20 protein-coding genes are annotated in these 20,845 nt (G+C 42.2%); 4 read left to right on the forward strand and 16 right to left on the reverse strand.

Annotated elements, in window-relative coordinates:
• Positions 1-290: 290 nt before the first annotated feature.
• From ACWXWT_RS14010 to ACWXWT_RS14070, 13 genes are all read right to left on the reverse strand, one after another.
• The gene (locus tag ACWXWT_RS14010) at positions 291-1,070 is read right to left on the reverse strand and encodes an energy transducer TonB (protein WP_456042195.1); all 780 of its coding nucleotides are present in this window, start codon (positions 1,068-1,070) and stop codon (positions 291-293) included.
• On the reverse strand, positions 1,067-1,507 hold the full coding sequence (gene exbD, locus ACWXWT_RS14015) for a TonB system transport protein ExbD (RefSeq protein ID WP_456042196.1): 441 nt from the start codon (positions 1,505-1,507) through the stop codon (positions 1,067-1,069). The genes ACWXWT_RS14010 and exbD overlap by 4 nt, the downstream gene beginning before the upstream one ends.
• Before the next feature lie 4 nt (positions 1,508-1,511).
• A complete protein-coding gene (gene exbB / locus ACWXWT_RS14020) occupies positions 1,512-2,585 on the reverse strand; it encodes a tonB-system energizer ExbB (RefSeq protein ID WP_456042197.1) in 1,074 nt (357 codons plus the stop codon).
• 141 nt (positions 2,586-2,726) lie between these two features.
• Positions 2,727-3,101 (reverse strand): DUF3325 family protein, encoded by a 375-nt coding sequence (locus ACWXWT_RS14025; RefSeq protein WP_456042198.1) that lies wholly within the window; start codon positions 3,099-3,101, stop codon positions 2,727-2,729.
• Positions 3,088-4,734: a PepSY-associated TM helix domain-containing protein gene (locus tag ACWXWT_RS14030; protein WP_456042199.1), complete on the reverse strand. Its 1,647-nt coding sequence runs from the start codon at positions 4,732-4,734 to the stop codon at positions 3,088-3,090. Before ACWXWT_RS14030 ends, ACWXWT_RS14025 begins: the two co-directional genes overlap by 14 nt.
• Positions 4,731-5,030 (reverse strand): hypothetical protein, encoded by a 300-nt coding sequence (locus ACWXWT_RS14035; RefSeq protein ID WP_456042200.1) that lies wholly within the window; start codon positions 5,028-5,030, stop codon positions 4,731-4,733. The genes ACWXWT_RS14030 and ACWXWT_RS14035 overlap by 4 nt, the downstream gene beginning before the upstream one ends.
• Before the next feature lie 114 nt (positions 5,031-5,144).
• A complete protein-coding gene (locus ACWXWT_RS14040; RefSeq protein ID WP_456042201.1) occupies positions 5,145-7,367 on the reverse strand; it encodes a TonB-dependent receptor domain-containing protein in 2,223 nt (740 codons plus the stop codon).
• A gap of 41 nt (positions 7,368-7,408) precedes the next feature.
• On the reverse strand, positions 7,409-7,675 hold the full coding sequence (locus tag ACWXWT_RS14045; RefSeq protein WP_456042202.1) for a hypothetical protein: 267 nt from the start codon (positions 7,673-7,675) through the stop codon (positions 7,409-7,411).
• 7 nt (positions 7,676-7,682) lie between these two features.
• Positions 7,683-8,729, reverse strand: coding sequence for a FecR domain-containing protein (locus ACWXWT_RS14050; protein WP_456042203.1), 1,047 nt, complete (start codon positions 8,727-8,729; stop codon positions 7,683-7,685).
• On the reverse strand, positions 8,726-9,253 hold the full coding sequence (locus ACWXWT_RS14055) for a sigma-70 family RNA polymerase sigma factor (protein ID WP_456042204.1): 528 nt from the start codon (positions 9,251-9,253) through the stop codon (positions 8,726-8,728). Before ACWXWT_RS14055 ends, ACWXWT_RS14050 begins: the two co-directional genes overlap by 4 nt.
• A gap of 187 nt (positions 9,254-9,440) precedes the next feature.
• A complete protein-coding gene (locus ACWXWT_RS14060) occupies positions 9,441-10,490 on the reverse strand; it encodes an alpha/beta hydrolase (RefSeq protein WP_456042205.1) in 1,050 nt (349 codons plus the stop codon).
• A 40-nt stretch (positions 10,491-10,530) separates the two neighbouring features.
• Positions 10,531-11,304, reverse strand: a complete 774-nt coding sequence (locus ACWXWT_RS14065) for an SDR family oxidoreductase (RefSeq protein ID WP_456042206.1) — start codon at positions 11,302-11,304, stop codon at positions 10,531-10,533.
• Positions 11,305-11,361: 57 nt separating this feature from the next.
• On the reverse strand, positions 11,362-12,828 hold the full coding sequence (locus ACWXWT_RS14070) for a flavin-containing monooxygenase (protein WP_456042207.1): 1,467 nt from the start codon (positions 12,826-12,828) through the stop codon (positions 11,362-11,364).
• A gap of 118 nt (positions 12,829-12,946) precedes the next feature.
• Here ACWXWT_RS14070 and ACWXWT_RS14075 point away from each other — a divergent pair, with 118 nt between their 5' ends.
• A complete protein-coding gene (locus ACWXWT_RS14075) occupies positions 12,947-13,954 on the forward strand; it encodes an AraC family transcriptional regulator ligand-binding domain-containing protein (protein WP_456042208.1) in 1,008 nt (335 codons plus the stop codon).
• A gap of 135 nt (positions 13,955-14,089) precedes the next feature.
• Here the strand turns inward: ACWXWT_RS14075 and ACWXWT_RS14080 are convergent, their stop codons facing one another.
• Entirely contained in the window at positions 14,090-14,677 is a 588-nt protein-coding gene (locus tag ACWXWT_RS14080) for an excalibur calcium-binding domain-containing protein (protein ID WP_456042209.1), read from the reverse strand.
• Between the two features lie 617 nt (positions 14,678-15,294).
• On the opposite strand from ACWXWT_RS14080, the gene ACWXWT_RS14085 reads away from it, so the two are divergent.
• Positions 15,295-15,810, forward strand: coding sequence for a hypothetical protein (locus tag ACWXWT_RS14085; RefSeq protein ID WP_456042210.1), 516 nt, complete (start codon positions 15,295-15,297; stop codon positions 15,808-15,810).
• An 8-nt stretch (positions 15,811-15,818) separates the two neighbouring features.
• Here the strand turns inward: ACWXWT_RS14085 and ACWXWT_RS14090 are convergent, their stop codons facing one another.
• Positions 15,819-16,694, reverse strand: a complete 876-nt coding sequence (locus ACWXWT_RS14090; RefSeq protein ID WP_456042211.1) for an EamA family transporter — start codon at positions 16,692-16,694, stop codon at positions 15,819-15,821.
• A gap of 142 nt (positions 16,695-16,836) precedes the next feature.
• Between ACWXWT_RS14090 and ACWXWT_RS14095 the strand changes: the two genes are divergently transcribed.
• Positions 16,837-17,325 carry a MarR family winged helix-turn-helix transcriptional regulator gene (locus tag ACWXWT_RS14095; RefSeq protein ID WP_456042214.1) on the forward strand — a complete coding sequence of 163 codons (489 nt, stop codon included), beginning with the start codon at positions 16,837-16,839 and terminating at the stop codon, positions 17,323-17,325.
• A 340-nt stretch (positions 17,326-17,665) separates the two neighbouring features.
• Entirely contained in the window at positions 17,666-18,802 is a 1,137-nt protein-coding gene (locus tag ACWXWT_RS14100; RefSeq protein WP_456042212.1) for a tetratricopeptide repeat protein, read from the forward strand.
• A 180-nt stretch (positions 18,803-18,982) separates the two neighbouring features.
• Here the strand turns inward: ACWXWT_RS14100 and ACWXWT_RS14105 are convergent, their stop codons facing one another.
• Positions 18,983-20,467: a mannan-binding protein gene (locus ACWXWT_RS14105; RefSeq protein WP_456042213.1), complete on the reverse strand. Its 1,485-nt coding sequence runs from the start codon at positions 20,465-20,467 to the stop codon at positions 18,983-18,985.
• Positions 20,468-20,845 lie beyond the last annotated feature (378 nt).

Genomic DNA, 20,845 nt, shown 5'->3' on the forward strand with positions numbered 1-20,845 from the left:
CCATCCATGGCGGTCAGATGCTGGAGGTAGAGTAACGCAGGAGCTTGTTACCGAGGATCACTATTTGCTTCAATCATCTGCCTTGCCTACAGCACTTTGAACTCCCGCTGAAAGATCACATATTTAATAGGATTGGTATTAATGCACATTTATAAAACTGATCGGCGCATTTTAGCATAAGTTGGCTTGTTAGCCTGTAATACATGAGGGAAGAAGCAAAATGAGTAACTCAGTATTGTTACAGGCGTCAATGCTGCCTCGTTTTTTTAAATTAACCGATAGAATAAGGATTACCGTTTAAGGAAAAACTCAACCGGAACAACAAACTCAATAATGTCACCTGTAACTTCTTTGGGTGGCGATGGTAGTGGCTGAGCCCGAGCGATTAATGCCATCGTTGCTTGGTTTAATGTATTGTAAGCACTTGGCTTTTCTAATCGATAATCGACGACGGTGCCATCTCGATTTATGCTAACTCGAACGTATACCACAGCTTCTTGTCGTTTGCGCCTTGCTTCGCGTGGATAGCGTTTATGGTGCTCTAGGTGCATGAGTAATACAGATTGCCATTTTGCAGGTGCTTGCGATGGTGTGAGTGATACCACACCTTCTTTAGGCGCTGCTGCAATATCATCCTTGGGGGCGTCAAAGGCCGGAGGCGCTTGAACGTCTTGGGCTATTTGTTGCTCTATAGGAGTAGGTTCTAATTTTTTCGTGACTTCTTTTTCTGGCGGCAGCTCGGCTTCTGCTTCTTTAATCGTTGGTAATTCGGGAAGCGGATCTATTTCAGGCTCAGGCTCTGGTTTATGTTCTGGTGGGGGCGGTGTTTCTTGTTGTTCGGGGCCGGGTGGCACTTCGCTTGGCGGCGTGTCGGGAGCCACTAACATGGGGGCCAAGTCAATCATCAAGGCAGCCATTGGCTCCATTGCATTGATGTGCTCATCGCTATGCCAGTTAACAACGAGCAATATTGCACTTGCATATACGCCAGTGACCATAACAAATGAGCCACCCCAGCGTATTAATGGTTTGTCTAGCAGCAGTTGTTTCAGGCCAGCATAAAATGTCACTGTGATACCTTTCCTTTTACAGCAGTGCTTTCTAATCCAACCAAGGCTATTTTTAAATAGCCTGCAGCACGTAATGTGTTCATTACTGCCATCAGGTCGCCATAATCTACCGTTTTATCAGCACGTAAAAACAAGCGACTATCTTTATTGCCTTCAGTGGCTTGGTCTAGTTTGGCTTGTAAATTATGTTGGTTAATGACGGTATCGCCTAAAGCCAGACTTAGGTCTGTTTTAATGGTTAAAAATATTGGAGTGTCAGGGCGTGGTTTTTCTTGGGCGTTGGATACGGGCAGATCAACTGCAATGTCTACCGTTGCCAAGGGGGCTGCGACCATAAAAATAATCAGTAAAACCAACATGACATCAATAAAAGGCGTCACGTTAATTTCGTGAGATTCGGTTAGCTCATCAGCATTATCATTTAATTGAATACTCATGGTGTTATTCCGCGGCTTGAGTTGATGTAGTTTTGACTATTCTCAAATTGGTTCCTCGGTCGAGATCGCGAGAAACCAAGCGCATGACTCCAGCTGCACTGTCAGACACTAATGATTTGGCAGTACCAATTTGGCGGGTAAAATGGTTGTAAATAATCACTGCTGGAATGGCGGCCACCAACCCTAAGGCTGTTGCAAGTAACGCTTCTGCAATACCGGGTGCAACCACCGCAAGGTTGGTTGTTTGTGCTTTGGAAATACCAATAAAGCTATTCATTATTCCCCACACGGTGCCGAGCAAACCGACAAATGGGGCAATGGCACCTATTGTGGCTAACAAACCTGTTCCTAACATCATGCGTCTTGTATAGGCGACTTCTATTCTGGAAAGACTGGATATGACGCGTTCTTTAATACCGTCTTTACCGCCTTCTTTATGAGCAAGCTCGGAGGATAAATGCAACTCAGTTTCTGCAGCCTCAATAAAATCACGTCCAACACCAATAATATCATTGGCATTGGCTGCATCAGTTAACGTGTATGCCGTGGTGATGTTACATAGGTTAACTCTTAGTCGGCGTTTCAATATATTGAGTTCAATGGTTTTAGAGACCAATATTGTCCAGGTTAGCAACGAAGCCATAGCCAAAATAATCATGACCGTTTTTACCACCCAATCTGCCGCCATAAACATACCCCAAGGAGAGAGGTTGTGCGGTAAGGTTGCGGCGGTATCATCGTTTGATGTATTCGGTATGTTTGTTTGGTTTTGAGGTGATATGAGTGATGCGTCAGCCATGCTTGGTTCTGATAGCGTTGATGTTATCGTATGGATGCCTGTTGCCTCATTGATTTCATGCTGATTAATGCTATCCACGTCACTGGTTAGGTTGTTCTGCGTCGCAGTGTTACTTGATGAGGTTTTAATGGCTGTGGTTTGCGCAGTTTCTTGTGCCAACGCATTTGGCAAGTAACTCACTGTGAACAATAACAATGCAGTAAGATATGCACTGCGATATTGCGTTAAAAAAGAGCCAGTTTGTTGATTCATTAGATTTTGTCCGAGTGTCTGTTTCATGGTTGATACTGCTTTATACTGTTTGTTTAGCACTTGGTTATTTGATGTGTTGGCGTAGAGTATTACGTCAGTTTTTATCAATAAACCATACATTTAGGCCATATCGCCGCGTTATTTTTTAGGGTTACTAGCGGTGCAGCATTAAATGGTTATGCTGCATACGACGCCCAACGCAAAACAGGTTAATCCGCTAGGTATTACCCATAATGGTCGATACGTTAGTAGTAGTGATAACAATAAGGTTGCGAGGGTGGTTAAGCCTGTCCAATATGCTAGACCCACACTAAGACTTTGACCTGCAAGGCATATCACTAAAGCCAATATAAGGCTGGTAAACCCTACGGTTCGACAGGTTACTAGCCAGTTAAGTGAAAACTCGCGGGGTAATATTCGACGATGTAACCATTGGTATTGCACTGGGGCTGGCAATGTTTGCAACTGCAAAAAGTGACGCCTCATGGACAAAGTCAATGTGACAAAGGCAAATAACGTCAGGGTGAAGCTAGATAAGATCATGGCGTTTAACCTTAGTTAAGCTGTTGGTGCTTGTTGTGAATACTGCTGTAGTGTTTATTGTTGATATATTGGGGTTATTTTTGCGGTGTATTTTGTATGCCGCTAGGGCAAAACACACCGCGAAACCTAACATGCATAAATCAAAGCCTGCCATCACCCATTGCTGTTGTTGCAGGCTGACAGCTAAGTGTTTATCAATAGAAAAAATATTCAATAGAGGCAATAAACCATACGCGATGGCGGCAATGCTAAGCTGACCTGCCCATTGTTGGTGTGGCGAATATTTTTTTGCTAGTAGAAAGGGCAATAGCAACATGACAGCCCAAGCGATAAACAGGCTATGTATTTCCCATTGTTCTCGTCCAACCATATTGGCTGGGATAAGTCTGTTTGCCCAAAAATATGCTGCTAAAGCAATGGGCAGACCAACAATGGTGCCAATATTTAGAGACTCGACCAACACTAAACCTTGGCTGCTAGTGCCCTTTACTTGTGCTTTTTCGCGTCGTTTCTTTGCCCATAAAATCATGCCTGTTGCGATCATGCCAGCCCCCATAAGACCAGATAGAAAATAGAGCCAGCGTAAAAAAGTGCCTGCAAATAAGCCTTCGTGCAGATGGGTTAATACGTCGTAAAATTGCTTGCTTACTGTAGGTGGTTCGCTCGTGCTCATTGAGTTATGAAGTAACTCACCACTTATACCGTGATAAAGTAAACTGTCCTCACCGCTTAAGTTACTGTGACTTTGTCTACTGACTTCCACATGAGCACCTGCCGTTCCACGCCCTTGTATGCCGATATAATCTATTTGATTATTACCCCAGTGAGTTTCAATATTTTCTTGTAACTCACTCATTGATAGACCTTTAATTATAACTGGACTGTCTTCTGGGTGAGCGGCTTCTTTAAAAATAGTGTCATAAAATGTATCTCGTCCTTCTTTGCTTAAACCATAAGATGCATTCATTACGCCTTGCATGCTGGTAAACATTAAAAAGACTAAGCCGCTGTAGGTAATCATTAAATGAAAAGGTAAGGGGAGTACACTGAGTATGTTATGCATATCAAGCCAAGCGCGTGGGTTTTTACCGGGGCGAAAAGTAAAGAGATCCTTAAATATTTTTTTATGAATAACAATGCCGCTAATCAATGCAACTAGCATAAAAAGGGCTGCTAAACTGGTTATCCAATATGCAATTACTTTAGGCATGTAGTTGAGCGCATAATGCATGCTATAGAGAGCTCTCCCCCCTCCTGTTTTCCTTACAACGACGGGTTCTCCAGTTTGTGGGTTTAGTATTTCTTGTTGTAATTTACCTTTTCTGTTGCCAGTATTCTGCGTTAATTCTCGCCACCACACACTTAAGGCATATCCGCGTCCATTTGGAAATACAACCCACCACTCTTTGGCGTCTGGCGCGATTTCATTTAAACGAGTTTGAGCCACTAACAACATTTGCTGTTGGTTCATTGACGTTTTAGATACAGGAATTTCTGGTTGCATCCAATGGGTGATTTCTTCATCGAAGTAGCCTGCTGTGCCTGTAATAAACATAAAATACAACACAGTGCCCAGTGTTAATCCTGCCCATGTGTGTAGCCATCTCATCGACTGGCTAAAAGTGCCATTCATAACAGTTTCTCCGGCATTAGCATTAATGCACACGCCGCACTAATTAAGCTTGGTATGGCTATTCCAATCCAGGCTTTGGTTGCTGTTTTAGTGGTAAAGACCCACAAAATCACAGCGGTATAAATAACAAAACTAACCAGCATGGCTGTTAGGACTCGCTCGGATTGAGGCATTGGCAATAAATATGACAGTAATATCGCCAGTAAGTTGGTTAATATGTAACCGCCGATAATGGCGGCCATGATCCTACTTATCAATGCAAAACGAGGGCTTTCATGTTTAGAAATAGAACCCATGGGCATTTTCCTACTTATACCAATTTCGTTATTTGTCTTTATAAAAGGGAAACGGCTCTGACTCGGTGTGTTCGATCAAAAGCTAGGGCCGTTCCCCTCAGGTTTCACAACCTGCTAAAATTCATAGCGGGCACTTAAGGTTATTGCCCGTCCAGACTCAAGTAGTGAGTTAATGGTTAAAAACTCTTGTCCATAGGTGCCGCGATCGACATAAGCTTCGTCAAAAAGATTATTCACGGCTAAACGTACGTTAAGCCCTTCTAATGCTTGATATTCGGCATGTACATTGATAACCGTATAACCTTCCTGTTTGGAGCCATTAGAGGCAACGGCATCGTTATCTAAGGATATTTCTGCATTAAACCCCATGGTTAAAGGCAGGTTGGTAAAAAATGTGGTGCCTGAAATGGTAATCAACTCGCCCAAAGGTGAGGTAAAATAGTTACCATCGTAAGAGGTGGCTGGCTGGCCATCTTTATCTGCTTTGATATTGGAATATTGCAGACTTAAGGTATTACTGGGGGTTTCGTAATGAATAAAAATATCATGTCCGCTAATGTCAAAATCTGAGACTAACCCTGGTCCGCCACCATATGAAGGGGTGCGGCCGTTAGATATTTCTGTTTCGTATACATTGGCACCAAAACTAACGTCTCTGATGTTACTTTCAAAACCCACGACAAAGTTGTCTGACTCAATGGGTTTTATACCTTCGGAGTAATCCCAACCTGGATTGAAAATGAAGTTTTCACCCAATGCAATACCGGCCCATACGCTGGCATATCCTGCTTTTAGTATTAGGTGTTCAGTGGCGGCGTACTCGGCAAAAATGTTGGCGCTAATTCCACTATCATCGAGTGTAGAATTATCAACACCAGTAAAGTCTTGCTGGTCATAACGCACACCATAAGAGAGGCTTAATTGGCTTAACTCATGACGGAATTGGGCGAAAACACCTATGTTGTCAACCTTCTCTACAAGGTCGTCTGCTTCGCCAGTAAGAAAGGTTGTACTGTCATCGTAGTAGTCTACACCCGCTGTAATGTCGGCAAAGTCAGTCACAAACAGGTTTTGCGCAACTAAAGATTGGCTCTCTGTTTTACCTGTGTAGACAATGGTTGTGGTGGGCGCAGCCAAAGGAACTTCTGTTGTGACTAACTCTGTTTCACTGTTGGCGATAACCACTTTGGGGTTCCATAAGCCACTTTCGGTTTGGTGATTGTAATTAAAGACGATATTGGTTCGGCTTAGATCATATTGTCTCGATTCTGGGGTGGGGCGCCCCGCTGTTATTTGACCAATGTTTGCGCGGTAGGGACGTACAGCATCATCGTTTACAGATTCATAACTTAACTCAAAGCGATCACCCGATTCAGCTTGATAAGCCACTTTTGCTAAACCGCTTAACAAATCAGCTTCGCTATACTTAACGGTATCGCCATTACCGTCTTTGTAGTCATCACCGTTAGCGCGGTTTACAAAAGCTAATGCTTCAAAACCATCTTGTTGACCATATACAGAAGCCGCAGTACTTAAGGTTTTACTGTTTGAACTGTAACCTACGTTAGCAAACCCACCAAAAGGATCGTCTTTCTCCAGTAAATCTGCAACATCTACCGTTTCAAACACGATGCTCCCGCCAATTGCACCAGGACCATCATCTGCAGGTGAAACACCAGATGATGCGCGTGCAGATTTTAGTAAAGAAGGGTCGATTAACGTGGCTGCACTGTGATGAAATACCTTGTTGTTTTGCCTTGCACCATCAATGGTTACAGACAGTGCGGTTTCTTCAACACCTCGTAGATACAGCTTTTGATTCATGGGTATTGAACCACCCACAACCACAGCCGCTTCTTTAGCAAATACCTCTTTTAAGTCGTTTGGTTGTGAACGTTTTAACTCATCATAAGAAATACTTGTGACATTCCCCAGTACTGGTGTGCTGTCAGTGAATCCTGAACCACTTATTCTGACAGGGGCAAGCATCATCACATCACTGCTGTTAGCTTTGACTAAGGTGGCTGTACCGCCTTCAACAGTAAATTGTATATCAGTACCTTTTAGTAGGGCTGTTAGCGCCTGGTGTACGGTATAAGTTCCGGCGAGCCCTTTGCTGTTCAAGCCTTTAGTGAGGTCGCTTGAGAACACCAATATAATACCGGTTTGTTGTCCGAGGCTATTTAATGCCTGTTCTAAAGACCCCGAAGAAACCTGAATATGAATAGCTTGGCTCTGTGTTTGGGCATGTGCGGTTAATGGTAATAAAGCCATTGAGGTGGATAATGATAAAATGCCAACAAAAACGGCTGGCAAAGGAGTCGGACGAAAGCGCATATTCTGTTCTCTTGTTAGTTAATAAGTGATTCTTATTTACTTTATCGAATGAGAATTGAAAACAGCTCAAAGAAATATCGATTATGGTTAAAAAAATGATAACGGCTACCAACGTGTTGCTTAACATTGTGGCGAAATAAACCAATATTGACGCGGTTTTCTGAAGGCGCTGACTGTTGATGGGGAAGCGTATTTTGCGCCCGCGGTTGTGATTTATCCGAACCGTCGAGTGCATATTGTACAGAGTAGAAGGGCCATTGATGGTGCTTTGGATGACCTTTATCGGTATAACGAGTGATAGTTTGCATGAATATATTACCCATTGGTTGACGTGTTAAATTGCTCGTCTGGTAATACTCGGACCCAATAAGAGGTAAATGTTTGTAGTTTTATGGGTAATGCTTGTTGCAAAGCATGCAGCACATCATCAACACGATTAAGTGGATAAGTCCCTGATACGTTAAGCTGAGCAAGTGCGGGGTCGCATTGAATTAAACCTGGTCGATGACGATTGAGCTCTGTTAAAAATGCCAATAAAGGCATATCGCTGGCCACAATAATACCTTGGGTCCAGGCGGCTTCGCTTTCGTTTATCGGGTGGGGAGTTGAGCACTGTGTCGTGGTAAAATTTAATGCCTCACCCGCATCGACAATCACACTGTTATTTTGATGTTTTGGTTTGACTTGCACGGCACCTTCATAGACGGCAACACGACAACTATTATTTATCTCTCTTGCAGAAAAGCGAGTCCCTAGAGGTTGTAGTTCGCCTTGTGTTGTGGCGACTATCAATGGAGCATTACTTAATTTTCCTGTGCGAATATAGACCTCACCTTTTAACAGCGCTATTTTTCGTTCAAATGCTGTGTAATACACATTAATAGCGGTGTTACTGTTTAAGTGAATGTGAGTGCCATCATCTAGGGTGAATTGTTGCTGTTCGCCTGTTGTGGTGCTGTAATCAGCCAGCCATGGTTGCCAAGGTTTTTGCTTGTATGTCAATAAACTACTGCCACCAACCACCGCTATTACCGAGAACACTTTAAGTGCTTCCCTTCTTGATATTGCAGGCAGTGTTAAGGTTGAGTGTGCGATGTTTGCGTGAGCGGGCTTTGCTAGTATTCCCAGTTTATTGTTTATGGTCTCAATATGTTGCCAAGCTTGTTCGTGATGACTGTGTGCTTGTCGCCATGCCAATATAGAACACCAAACCGTGTCCGCTTTGTCTGCCGATTGCCATTCCATTAACCATTCTACCGCTTTACGGGCAACATGAGGGGGAATGTCAGAAGGCGGTATGAGCTTTTCGGTGGCTTGTTCGCTATTATTTGTGGCACCCATTGCCGACTGATTTAGGTTCATGGCGTTTCGCTTATTGCAAAGTAACATTGTGTACCCGCTTGAATTAAATAGCGTTTAACCGTACTGACTGAGATGTTTAGTTTGTTCGCTATTTCGGCTTGCTTTAAGCCTTCTAGCTGGGCGTATAAAAAAGCGCGCTTAACAATAGTAGGTAAGTCGGCTAATAAGCGGTCTATTTCAACTAAGGTTTCGAGCACGATATGTTGTTCTTCGGGCGTTGGGGTAAAGACTTCTGGGATGTTCATTAAAGCGTCAATGTACGCTTTTTCAACGCGCTCGCGTCGCCAATGGTCAATCAATACTCGTTTGGCTATCGTCATTAAATAAGCTTTGGGTTCACAAGCTTGAATTTGTTCATCGCGCATCAATAAACGTAAAAAAGTATCGTGCATAAGGTCGGCTGCTCTGAAAGAGCATCCTAACTTTTTATTCAGCCACCCCTGTAACCAGCCATGATTTTCAGTATATAAATCATTAACTTGATCGCCTAAGCCTTTGTTTGAAAGCGTATTTTCTATCGGCATTTATAAAAAGCTCCAGCAGCAGTTCAATTAGCAGGGAGGGTTACCTTAAATCGCATTCTAAATGATAATGATTAGCATTGCAATTTGTTGGCTGGGAGTAGCAAAATACGACAAGATTGAATATGGTGCAGGGTTGATATACTACTTACCTTTCAAACAGTGCAGGCTTTGTTGGCTTTACGATTGATCAATCATTAAAGCTGTTTAATGCCATCGCGATATGATGAGTGGCTTGTTTGGCGCGCGCGCTGAGTTTTGTGATTGAAATAAAGCCATGCATGCAATCATTAAAATGCTGGTGTTGGGTGTTGATGCCTGCCGCTTTTAGGCGCTGCGCATATGCAATGCCATCATCCCTTAATGGATCGTAACCTAGAGTTAGTATGTAGCTTTTTGGCGATTCGCTAATGTCTTTTGCTAGTAGTGGACTCACTAATGGCAGAGTGACTTGGTCGAGAGAATGTAAATAATGCAGCCTGAAATAATCCATTAAATCGCGGGTGAGTATTAACTGCTTATTGAAACTACGATAAGACTCGGTTAAGCCTTGTAAATCTACCATTGGGTAGATTAAAAACTGAAATGCAGGTTTTACTTTTACCTGTACTGGCAGTGATGTTTGCAGTGAATGTAAACCGAGAATACACGCTAGATATCCACCTGCGCTGTCGCCACCCACACCTATGTGTTGTGGATTAATATCAAGTTGTTGATGATTGGTATTGATATAGTTCCACGCTTCGATGGCATCACAAATCGGGATTGGGAATTTATGTTCGGGGGCCAGTCGGTAATCTACGGAGATAATGTTCATGTTGCCATGTTTAGCCAGATAGCGGCAAAAGCGATCATGGGTGTTAATGCTGCCAATCACGCCGCCGCCACCATGAAAGTACACTAAGGTTTTTTGCGGTTTGTTGGCGCTAGGATGGTAGATGCGAAGCTTTATGGTCGTATAACTGCTGCTATCGCTGGTGTTTTGAGTGCTCATATTAGACGTGCCAGCGCTCACTGGAACCGTTAAATTAATCACCTTATCCATTTCAATTTTAGTCAGCCCAAGCATTCGGTCCATGGCTAGAAATACATATCTGAATAATGTGACTGGCAACTTGTATAACGGCGCTAATGACAACAACTTGGCGGCCAGTAATTGTTTAGCTTCAAGCTTAGGCGCTTGTAGCTGTTCGCCTTGTAGTTGTTCATCTTGTGCTGCTGGCTTGTTGGTGTTGTCCATTATCTATGGCCTTTTTAGTATCTTATTAGAACCACATGCTTTATCGACTTAAAAACTTCATCGCTAGGCGATTAATATAAGCCGGTGAAACATTACTTAGGCGATGCAATAACCCATAGAAAAGACTGACTGTTCTATGGGTTTTAGGGCGTTTTACTTGCTTATCAATCACTGTTACTACGTGTTCTGCAGTGATATTAACGCCGAGTCGTTGCATGACGTTAGCGGTGTTTTTCTGTGACTTAAGCATATTCGTTGCCACAAAGGGCGGCATAACATCACATACGCTTATGCCATACTTTTTCCATTCTAGTTCCAGCGCTTCGGTCAATGCTTTTACGGCAAATTTACTGGCGGAATAGCTGGCCAATTCTGGTACACCGTAATCGCTACTGGCTGATGACATATTGATAATAGTACTGGTTTCATTGTTGTGTAGATATGGCCATGCAGCATGGCATAGGTTCATTACTCCGACGACATTAACACTTAACGTGCGCTGATGTCGTTCGATAGAAATTTCTTCAAAAGGGCCTATGTCCAATATGCCTGCATTATTAACTAATACAGCTAAACAATTACTATGCTCAGCACAAAATTTAGCCATAGCGTGTTGAGCTTGTGAAGAATCACTGACATCCAATTGAAACAACCTTACTCGCGTTCTATCCCATATTGCAGTGGCTTGTGTTAATTGCGCTAAATTGATGTCGGCCATACCGACCCAGTAGCCCTTTTTGTGAAAGTGTTTGGCAGTCGCTAAGCCAATGCCGGAAGCGGCGCCGGTGATAAATATTGTGTTTTTATTCATCATAAACCTGGTTATTTCTATATGAGTTAATCAGTACGGGTGAAAAGGTGGATAAGTCAACTAAAATGAACGGGTAGTAAAGTGTTCCATTTGCGGTTGTTGCATTTCATCAACCCATTGCTGCCAGGTATAAGGCCATAAAATGGGGTCGCCATCGGCATCTAAATACCAACTTTGGCATCCACCAACCCAACTGGTGCCTTTTAACCCTTCCTTTACGTAGGCATTAAACTCGTCAATGGCTTGTTGCTTGGCTTCAAACTCATCAAATTCATGGTCTCGCCATTTATCAATCAATTTGATCACGTAGTCAGTTTGAACCTCGCTCATGGCGATAACGGAGAAGTTACCAATAGGAGTGTTGGGGCCGAGCATTAAAAAGAAATTGGGGTAATCGCTAAGTAACATAGACCGATAGGCTTTGATTTTATGGGCCCAGGCTTTATCAATATGCAGATTGTTGCGGCCAATGAGATTCATGGGGCGCATAAAATTAAATGCATTAAAACCTGTCGATAACACCAACACATCGAGATCATGGTGTTTACCGTCTTTAGTGATAATGCCCGTTTCAGTAATGCGCTCTATGCCCTCTGTTATTAACTCTGCATTGGGTTTTTGAATACCTTTATAAAAGGTGGTGTTGATAATCACCCGTTTGCAGCCCACTTGATAATGAGGTCGCAGTTTTTCGCGTAAGGTTTTGTCTTTAATACTTAATCGTAAGTTGGCTTTACATAAAAAATTTAACACATGCTTTTGGATAAAGTGTCCAGTGACGGCTTTGGTAAAAAAGTGTTCTAGAAAAAATTTGCCCGTATTACGATGAATTTTGGTAATGATAGGAAAGCGATTCATCAGTTTGCGGCTGGTTTTTGAAAAGGTAAAATCGGGGAGGTGCATTAACCATTGTGGTGTGCGCTGAAAAACCGAGACCTTAGCACCAGTCTTAATCAATTCGGGTATAGCTTGTGCGGCCGTTGACCCAGTACCTATTACCCCAACCCGAGTTGAGGCTGATATGTCGACGTTATGGTTCCATTGGGCAGTATGAAATGTCGCGCCTTTAAAATCGGCTAATCCGGGAATGTCTGGAAATTGCGGATGATGCAAAATGCCGGTAGCGCACACAATAAAATCGGCGATGTAAGTTTGCTGTTGGCTGGTTTTTACCGTCCATTTGCCATTGGCATAGTGTGCATCGGTAACTGCTTCGTTAAAACGAATGTCTCGTTTAACATCATATTTATCTGCCACGTGCTCGAAGTATTGTTTAATTTCGGGTCCATGGGCAAAAAAACGGCTCCAGTTTGGGTTGGGTTCAAATGAATAGGTATACATGTGAGCAGGTACATCGCAGGCCGCCCCGGGATAGGTATTTTCTCGCCATGTGCCGCCCACGCAGTCTTTTTTCTCCAGCACGACAATATCAGTAATACCGGCTTGACGCAGTTTGATGGTCATTAAGATACCCGTCATACCTGCACCAATGATGACAACTGAAGGGTTTCTTTTTATTTGGGTCATAAGGCCCTCAATTATTATTAACAAATTGTTTACCTACCCAGCATAGGAAATAAGGCTTGATTGATCTACGCGCTAAATAGACGTATATTTGTGATTTTAAGACATGGAAGCCGTAATAATGACATTTCGCAGTATTACCAGTGTGCAAATTATTGTTTCCTATGGCATTGAGCAAGGTATTGCCGAAGATGTTTTGCTGCAAGGGTCAGGATTGGTGAGTAGCCAATTAGCCGATCACGAGCAACAGGTTGAAGAGAAACAAGAATTACAGATATTAAATAACCTAATGCTGAATACTGCATGCCCATTCAAGGTCGGTATGGAATTAGGTTGCCGTTATCACCTGACCAGTTATGGCATCATGGGCTACGCCCTACTGGCGAGCAGCACAGTGAGAAAGGCGCTTGAGCTAGGACTTCGTTATTTAGATTTAACCTATGTTTTTTCGCAAATAACACTCACTGAGCGTAAAGATGATTTGTCCTTAAGGTTTGCGTGCGACATTCCCGGAGAGTTAGGCGAACTGGTATTAGTCAGAGACATGTTGGGCGCCGCCATGATCCAACGAGAAGTTTTTGACAGTAACAACTTGCCGATAAAATTGCAGTTTACCTCGCCTCAGCCAGCAGGTTTGTTAATCGAGGATATAAAGCAAAAGCTAGGTGCTGAGATTCAATTTAATGCCAGCTATAACGGCTTTTCTGGATTAACCCCGCTATTAGATTTGCCATTATTAAAAGCCAATGAAGCCACCGCCAGACTGTGTGAAGCGCAATGCAACCAGCTACTGCAACAAAAGCAAAATTGGAAACCTATCGCCAAGTTAGTAAAAGACACCTTAGTACATTTAGGCTTAACAGCATCAATGGAAGACATAGCCAATCATTTAGCACGCACGACTCGCACCTTGCATCGCCAGCTAAAATTAGAACAAACCAGTTGGCGCCAAGTGCGAGACGATGTACGTTTTGGTATTGCTGAAGCGCTATTATTAACGCCGATGCAACTTGATGAAATTGCGCAGCGCCTAGGTTTTAGTGATGGGGCTAATTTTAGCCATAGCTTTAAGCGCTGCAAAAATATGACCCCAAGCCAGTATCGTAAACAAGCAAAAAAACAGCGATAGCCACCGATGTAATATAGGTAAAGGCTAGCGAGAACCTCAAGCCTTAGCCCTAGAAGTCTAAAGGCTTATACCAAGAATTTAGAACAAGCGGCTGTTAAACCAGAACCTGTTTTCTATGATGCCATTGTCTCATGTTTAATTACAGAACTGCCTTTCGCATGGAACTCCATCGTTATTCCCGTCCATTTTTGTGCCAGGACAATTGTTTATATAAAAGGTGGCTTCTGCACATGAACGCATTTGGCTGCAGTGTGTTTTACCTGCTTCACAACGAAAGCTAGGAGTTGCTTCAATCCACTGCATCTGCTCAACATCTTCATTGGTCAGCACTGGCGTGGCGGTCATTTTTTGATATTGTTTATAAGCGAAAATACCGACCCCAAGCAGAATAATAAGCATTATTAAGCGTCCAAGCACGGGGCTTGAACGGTAGTTTTTGTCGTGATGATAGTGACTATTTCGTTGATGTTTAGCTGCCTGAGAAGTTGAACGAGTGGTGTTGGACACTACTGCGACGCTTTCAATGCTGGCTTTTACGGCTTTGACTTTGCCATCGGGCTGGTTCTCGCGATGAAACAGTATCTCATCGCCAACAATGGGCTTTCTGGCCATGTGTTTTAGGGTTGAAATATGAATAAACACATCTTGATTATTGCCGGTTTCTGGTTTGATAAAACCAAAACCTTTTTCATTGTTCCAGCGAATTAAGGTGCCTCTTTCCATGGCGATATTTTTTCCTTGATGGTAATGATGGTGAATAACAATCATGCTTTATAAATCGGCTCTATAATAACTATTTTTGCAGTATATAAGCTAGGGCCTGTTGATCTTTGCTGGTTAAGTTTTGTTCGAGATAAAAACGTTTTAATCGAGGCGAGAGGATTGCTGCCTAGCAATCTAAGCTACTTTTACTTAACGAAGAGGACTCAACAAAGAGTAAAACGTTTTTAGCCGAACCCTTCGGGCAGCGTTTGTTGGTCATTTTTATTGCATTATCGACTTTTTATGTAGAATAACGACACCACAAAGTCTCTTCTTTGTACAAATGACCAACAATTCGCTGCAAAAACAACCTTGAAAGATCAACAGGCCCTAGATTAAGTTAGGCATAAGTAGGATGATAAAAATTGGCTAACGATTAACTCAATTAAGTAAGCCTAGTGAGTCTATATCGGCCAAACTCAAAGCCAGTTTTTAGGGTGATATAGGCGTACTTAATTAGGCCATTATGTCAGCTGTTTATTTGAACCTGAAAATAAAGCGCTAAATTATAGGTATAAAAAACCTTTTGCCGTTTGATTGCGTATAAAGAGATCGACTATTTATCAAAGGACTTAACCATGCGTTTTTTAATAATGATTACCAGCTTATTGCTGCTGAGTGCTTGTAGCACTAGTTATCCCAATCAGGCGATTACGGGACAAGTTTTTCCGTCTGTGTCTGGCCAAACTCTTGAAAAAGAGTTTATGACCTTGCCTGATGATTTAAAAGGGGAAATGGCGCTATTATTGATTGGTTACAAACAAGATTCCCAGTTTGATATTGACCGCTGGTTGATTGGTTTAGATATGACCCAAACTCAAGTGGCGGTTTATGAGGTGCCGACAATACAGGGACTGTTTCCAAGAATGTTCAGTACCATGATCAATAATGGTATGCGTGCAGGTATACCTAAACCGCTTTGGAAAGGCGTTGTTACTGTCTACCAAGATGGTGAGCAAGTACAAGCCTTTACAGGTAATGAAAACCCCAACAATACACGAGTTGTATTACTCAATGGGCAAGGTAAAGTGATTTACTTTTATGACCAAGGCTTCTCTGTTAATGCTCTTAACCAGTTAAGAGCATTGCTTTAAGCGTTTGTTTAAGCCTTTTTTTGGCGTAACAGTTGGATTAACGTTGGTGCGATAGAGGCTAAAATCATCCCACTCATTAATAAATATTGGTGTGGTGTGTATGATTCACCCATTAACACTAAACCACAGACAATACCTGCAATTGGGTTGGCAATGCCGCCAAAAGTGAAATCGACCACTGACATGCGTTGTAATAACCACACATACATACTGTAACCCAGCACAGTGTTGAGCAAGATTATCCAGCTTATGCCAAAGCCGTTCGTCAGGCTAAATTGGTTGACGATATTGAGATATGGCTCTGGCGATATGATCGCTTGAATACTCGCAACAACGAGTAGCAATGTGCCGCCAATAATTAATTGCCAAGTTAGTATGGTCCACCAATGAATGCGTGAGCCCAACGCTTTAGTCATTGTGCTACCAATAATAATGCAGCTGATTGCAGCAAGCATCGCGATTAACCCTATGGGGTTTAGACTGATGGCACTTGGATCAAATAGCATCCAAGCTAAGCCTATTAAGATAGCACCAGACAGTGCTTGAGAAAGGTTAGGGCGTTTTTTACTGTACAGCCAATGAAATAACATTGCGAAAACGGGCACTGAAATCATCCCGATTCCAGAAATAGCTGACGGAAGTGTTAATGCCATAATGAAAATTAAACTGAAAAATATGGCAATATTGATTGCACCGAGTTTAATCAATATTGGCCAGTCTGCTTGTTGAGGTCGACTGGGTTTAATGGCTAATAATATTAGCCCAGCAGGTAACGCGCGCAAAGCACCGAGTAATAATGCTGGCCAGTCTGGCAAAGTCAGTTGGGTCATTGCATAAGTCGTACCCCAAAAAAAGGCGGGGATCATGGCAAGTAAAATATTCATAAATAACCTTAGTGTTAAGTATCTTTATGTGAAGATAGTTGTCGATTCTGAACTGTAACGTTATTTTTGTAAAGTATCTTTTTATAAAGTATCTTTATGTTAAGTATTTCTAGGTATTTTAAATGATGAATAAGGATGAATGATGGAGGATATTGATCGTGTGGTGGCACAATGGGCTGAACAAAAGCCGCATTTAGATACTTTACCAATGGCGTTACTTGGGCGCTTTTTACGTTTACAAAAACACATCGAAGCTGAGATAACGGCTTGTCATAAACAGTTCGGACTGACCATGGGTGAGTTTGATGTATTAGCCACATTAAGGCGTGCAGGTAATCCTTACCATTTAACCCCTTCAGCATTATTGTCGTCGATGATGTTAACGTCTGGCGCGATGACAAATCGCTTAGACAAGCTTGAATCTAAAGGCTTAATTGCACGTGAGCATAGTACTGAAGACAGACGTAGTGTGTCTGTGGGTCTAACAGAAAAAGGCCTTGCTATTATAGATGAGGCAATAGAAAAGCATGTACAAATTCAACATCAATTAGTAGCCTGCCTTTCTGATGCTGAACTGCCCGAGCTCAATCAATTATTTAAGACTTGGTTAGCGGGTTTTGAAGGTAATTAACCCTTGTGGTGAATGTCGATTGCTGCACTTGTGGGTGTCTATTGCTCACTAACTCGAATTAACATATTTAAAAAAAGTGAACTCTTTCGCTCATATCCGTCGTTGGGCGGATAACCTTTCACTGTCGGTATTCTGTTAAACCATTCTGTATCTGTCATTTTTTATTGCTATTTTTTTATTTTCGCCTGCTGAATATCAATACGGTCATAAGCCACGATTGTACGTACAAATTAGCGTTTGTTCACATACTCACACTGAAATCTGTGCTTTCTCTTGTACAAAACGGTAACTATTTTATTATTTTAATATATTGGTCATATATATTACATTTGAGGCATTCATGAAAATTTGGAGTCTGAGAATCATCGTGGTAATGCTCACGTTACTGCTATTGGCGCTGGGTTTGTTTTTGATACAACCCGGTCAATTTGACGCTAAAACCAAACAACTACAATGGCAAGATTTATACCTATTAAATAAACTTGATCAGCGACAACTTGGGATGCATTACCTTGATGCTGAGCAACTCGATGCATCACCCGCTTTAGCAGCAAAGTGGCTGCGACGTGCAGCTGAAAATGGCGATAACGAAGCACACTATCAGTTATCACATTTATATTATTACCATCCTGAGGTTGCCGATGTGCCACAGTCGCAGTCATTGCAGGAGGCAACGCGTCAGCTTACACTCGCCGCCGATGGTGGTATGGCAAAAGCGCAATTTGAGCTAGGTAAAATTTTATTGAAAAGAGCTTCGAGTGAGCAAGCTCGTGCATTGACATATTTGAATATGGCGGCGCAACAAACATGGATGCCAGCATTATTGATGTTGGGTCAATACTATTGTTCAGATCCTGAGTCACGTGAGCCACATCTCGCAAAACAATATTTGCAACAAGCAGCAGAAGCTGGTGATGAAAAAGCCCATATTACATTGGCAATGATGCTCCTTAGTGGTCAATGTGGTACTGCTGATCCTGAACTGGCGATTGTGTGGCTGAAAAAAGCTGCCGCGCGCAATAATAAACAGGCGCTCGACCTTTTGGGCGGCTTCTATGAGCGTGGTCAGTATGTTAGCCAGAATATTGCACAAGCAGCCGAGTACTATTATCGTTCTCAGCAGGGAGCGTCTGTTTATCGTTTGGGTAAATTGCTACAACAGCAACCTGAGTTATTGCCGCAGTTAACAAAATCTGTGGTAGAAGGTTTTCTCACCGGGAAAGACTATCAACAGAGTGTCGCCATGTGTTTTTATTTAGCGAGCAAAGATGGCCACCCTAAAGCTGCATTTCAATTTGGCAAATTACAATGGCAAAATGGTTTGAAAAATAGTGCACTGCAAGCATTTGAGATAGCAAAAGATGCCTATTATCCAAATATTGCTGCAGAAAATGGTGATGCAGATGCTATTGCCGATCTAGCCACCTTAATGTCGTTTGGATTAGCGGATTTTTTTGATATTGAATCATCACGTTAATGGAATATATGTTAAGGCGTGTGAGTCATATTCTGTAACGTTGATATTATTGGCAGAGGTTTAGCTGTTGCTGGTTAGACTTGGCGAAAAATGTAATACCAATCCCATTATTTAATAGGATTGGTATAAGCTGGCACTTTGGCCAGCTTGCATTAATTGATTTATGTAAACTAAAGTGACTTATGTTCCACAGCAACCACAAACTGTTTGGGGTAACTGCTTACCGGTACTGGCACTTTGGTTTGTCCATTGGCCGTTCCATTTCAGTTTTGAGGATGAATTAGTACACGTCTTAGGACACTCCGCTTTAGCTTGTGTCTGACTATTAATCGTAGTGGCTGCTTGTACATCCAAACATTGATTAGAACCAATAGCAATATCATCAAAAATATGACTTAGGCTATTCGATGTTGTGTTGCTACTATTGTCGGCTGTGCCTGTGTAGTTATGGCAACCAAAGCAGTTAGAAATAAACCCTGCATTAAGATCGACAGATTGATATTCTGTTTCTGCAACCGTATTGGCTAAGCGTAATGACCCTCGTTGATTGTCAATTTCTGATCCTTTGCTTATGTCACTTACCCATAAAGCACCCACATTAAAGTAGTTTGATAACACCTTAAAACCGCCAGTCAAATAAGGCTGAACATTGGTATTTAACGTCTGAATACTTTGAGTATTTTCATCGTACTTAAGATCCCCTATGGCTGAACCATAAGCATACTCACGACAAATTTCTGAAGGAGAACCGGTAAGAGACCGACTGGGTGCAGGATTATTAAAACGACACTGAACTATGCCTAAGGCATCTTTATTTTTTAAGTCAGCGGTACAGGCTTTACTGGCGAAAGACCAAGCTGTGCTAGTTTCGGCCGAGGCACAGTCTGGCGCGTTTACCTTATGTTCAAAGGTGGCCCAAACAAATTCAGGATGATCCGGTGTGGCAACGGCAAGGTGAAAACCTATCATGCCCAACTGAGTGGTTTTAGTATTTTTTACATCTGGAGTGATATTGGCATCCATTGTGATGAATGTGCTCGGATCATCGTTGGCACCTAATACTTTCCATGCCGTTTTCAGCTCAGTGGTTCCACCGGGGAAGTTTTGTCGTTGCTGGATCCCTTTAACATCACACATGTTCTTACTGAATTGAACATTGTAATACACCACGTTGTTGTTTTGGTCATAAATAGTGGCTCCACCGCCAGCTTGGCCAATACGTTCTGGAATGGTAAATGTGGTGCCGTTTTCTTGAGGTTTTGCAGAGCGGATAAATAACATATGTGAATCATGCTTATCATCGCAAGAGTTGGCAGGGCTTCCATCGGAGTTAACTTCAAGTTCGTTGAACTGACTAGAATCTTGAAAGTTAAGCACTTGTGGGTTGGTTTTCGATGCAGCCATTAAGTATGCAAAAGATTGCCAAGAAAATTGGTAAAAATCACAAAACGAACTGTTTCCAGGTCCATTACTTTGTTTAACTTCAGTGGGTAAGCTGGGTTGAGTAAACCAGCTAGAGTCGGCGCTACAATTATACGATTTAACTGCTGGTATTGTTTTCTTGACCGTTTTCTCGCTCGCTTCTGCTAGGGTGCTATTTATCCCCGATACACATAACAGCGCTGCACTCAAGAGGGTGCATATATTCCTTTGAGAAACATTCATATTCCATTCCTTTCTGTAAATAGTTCAGGTAAAGGCAATATTTACCTTACGTTTTTACTGCCACGACTAAACGACGACAAGCACGAATTGTGACTATAGACAGGATTTATCACATACATTCTTCTGATAATATTCTGTATGAAAATCAATCGATTGGTTTTTTAAGTTCTATTGGCGGGTAGGCTATTTGGTATCAAAACGGCCAGCATTTTAACATGCTGGCCGTTTGGGGATATTTTTTAAATAATTTGAGCTTATACCAATCTCATTAAATATCTGGTCAGTTCAGAGTCTCTCAGGTTTTTCAATTCAAGGCACATTGATGTAGAAATGGTTGTTGCCTTTTAAATCGATGTAACACAGAAGTGGAATACCTGA

The sequence above is a fragment of the Shewanella sp. A22 genome, from assembly GCF_053850585.1.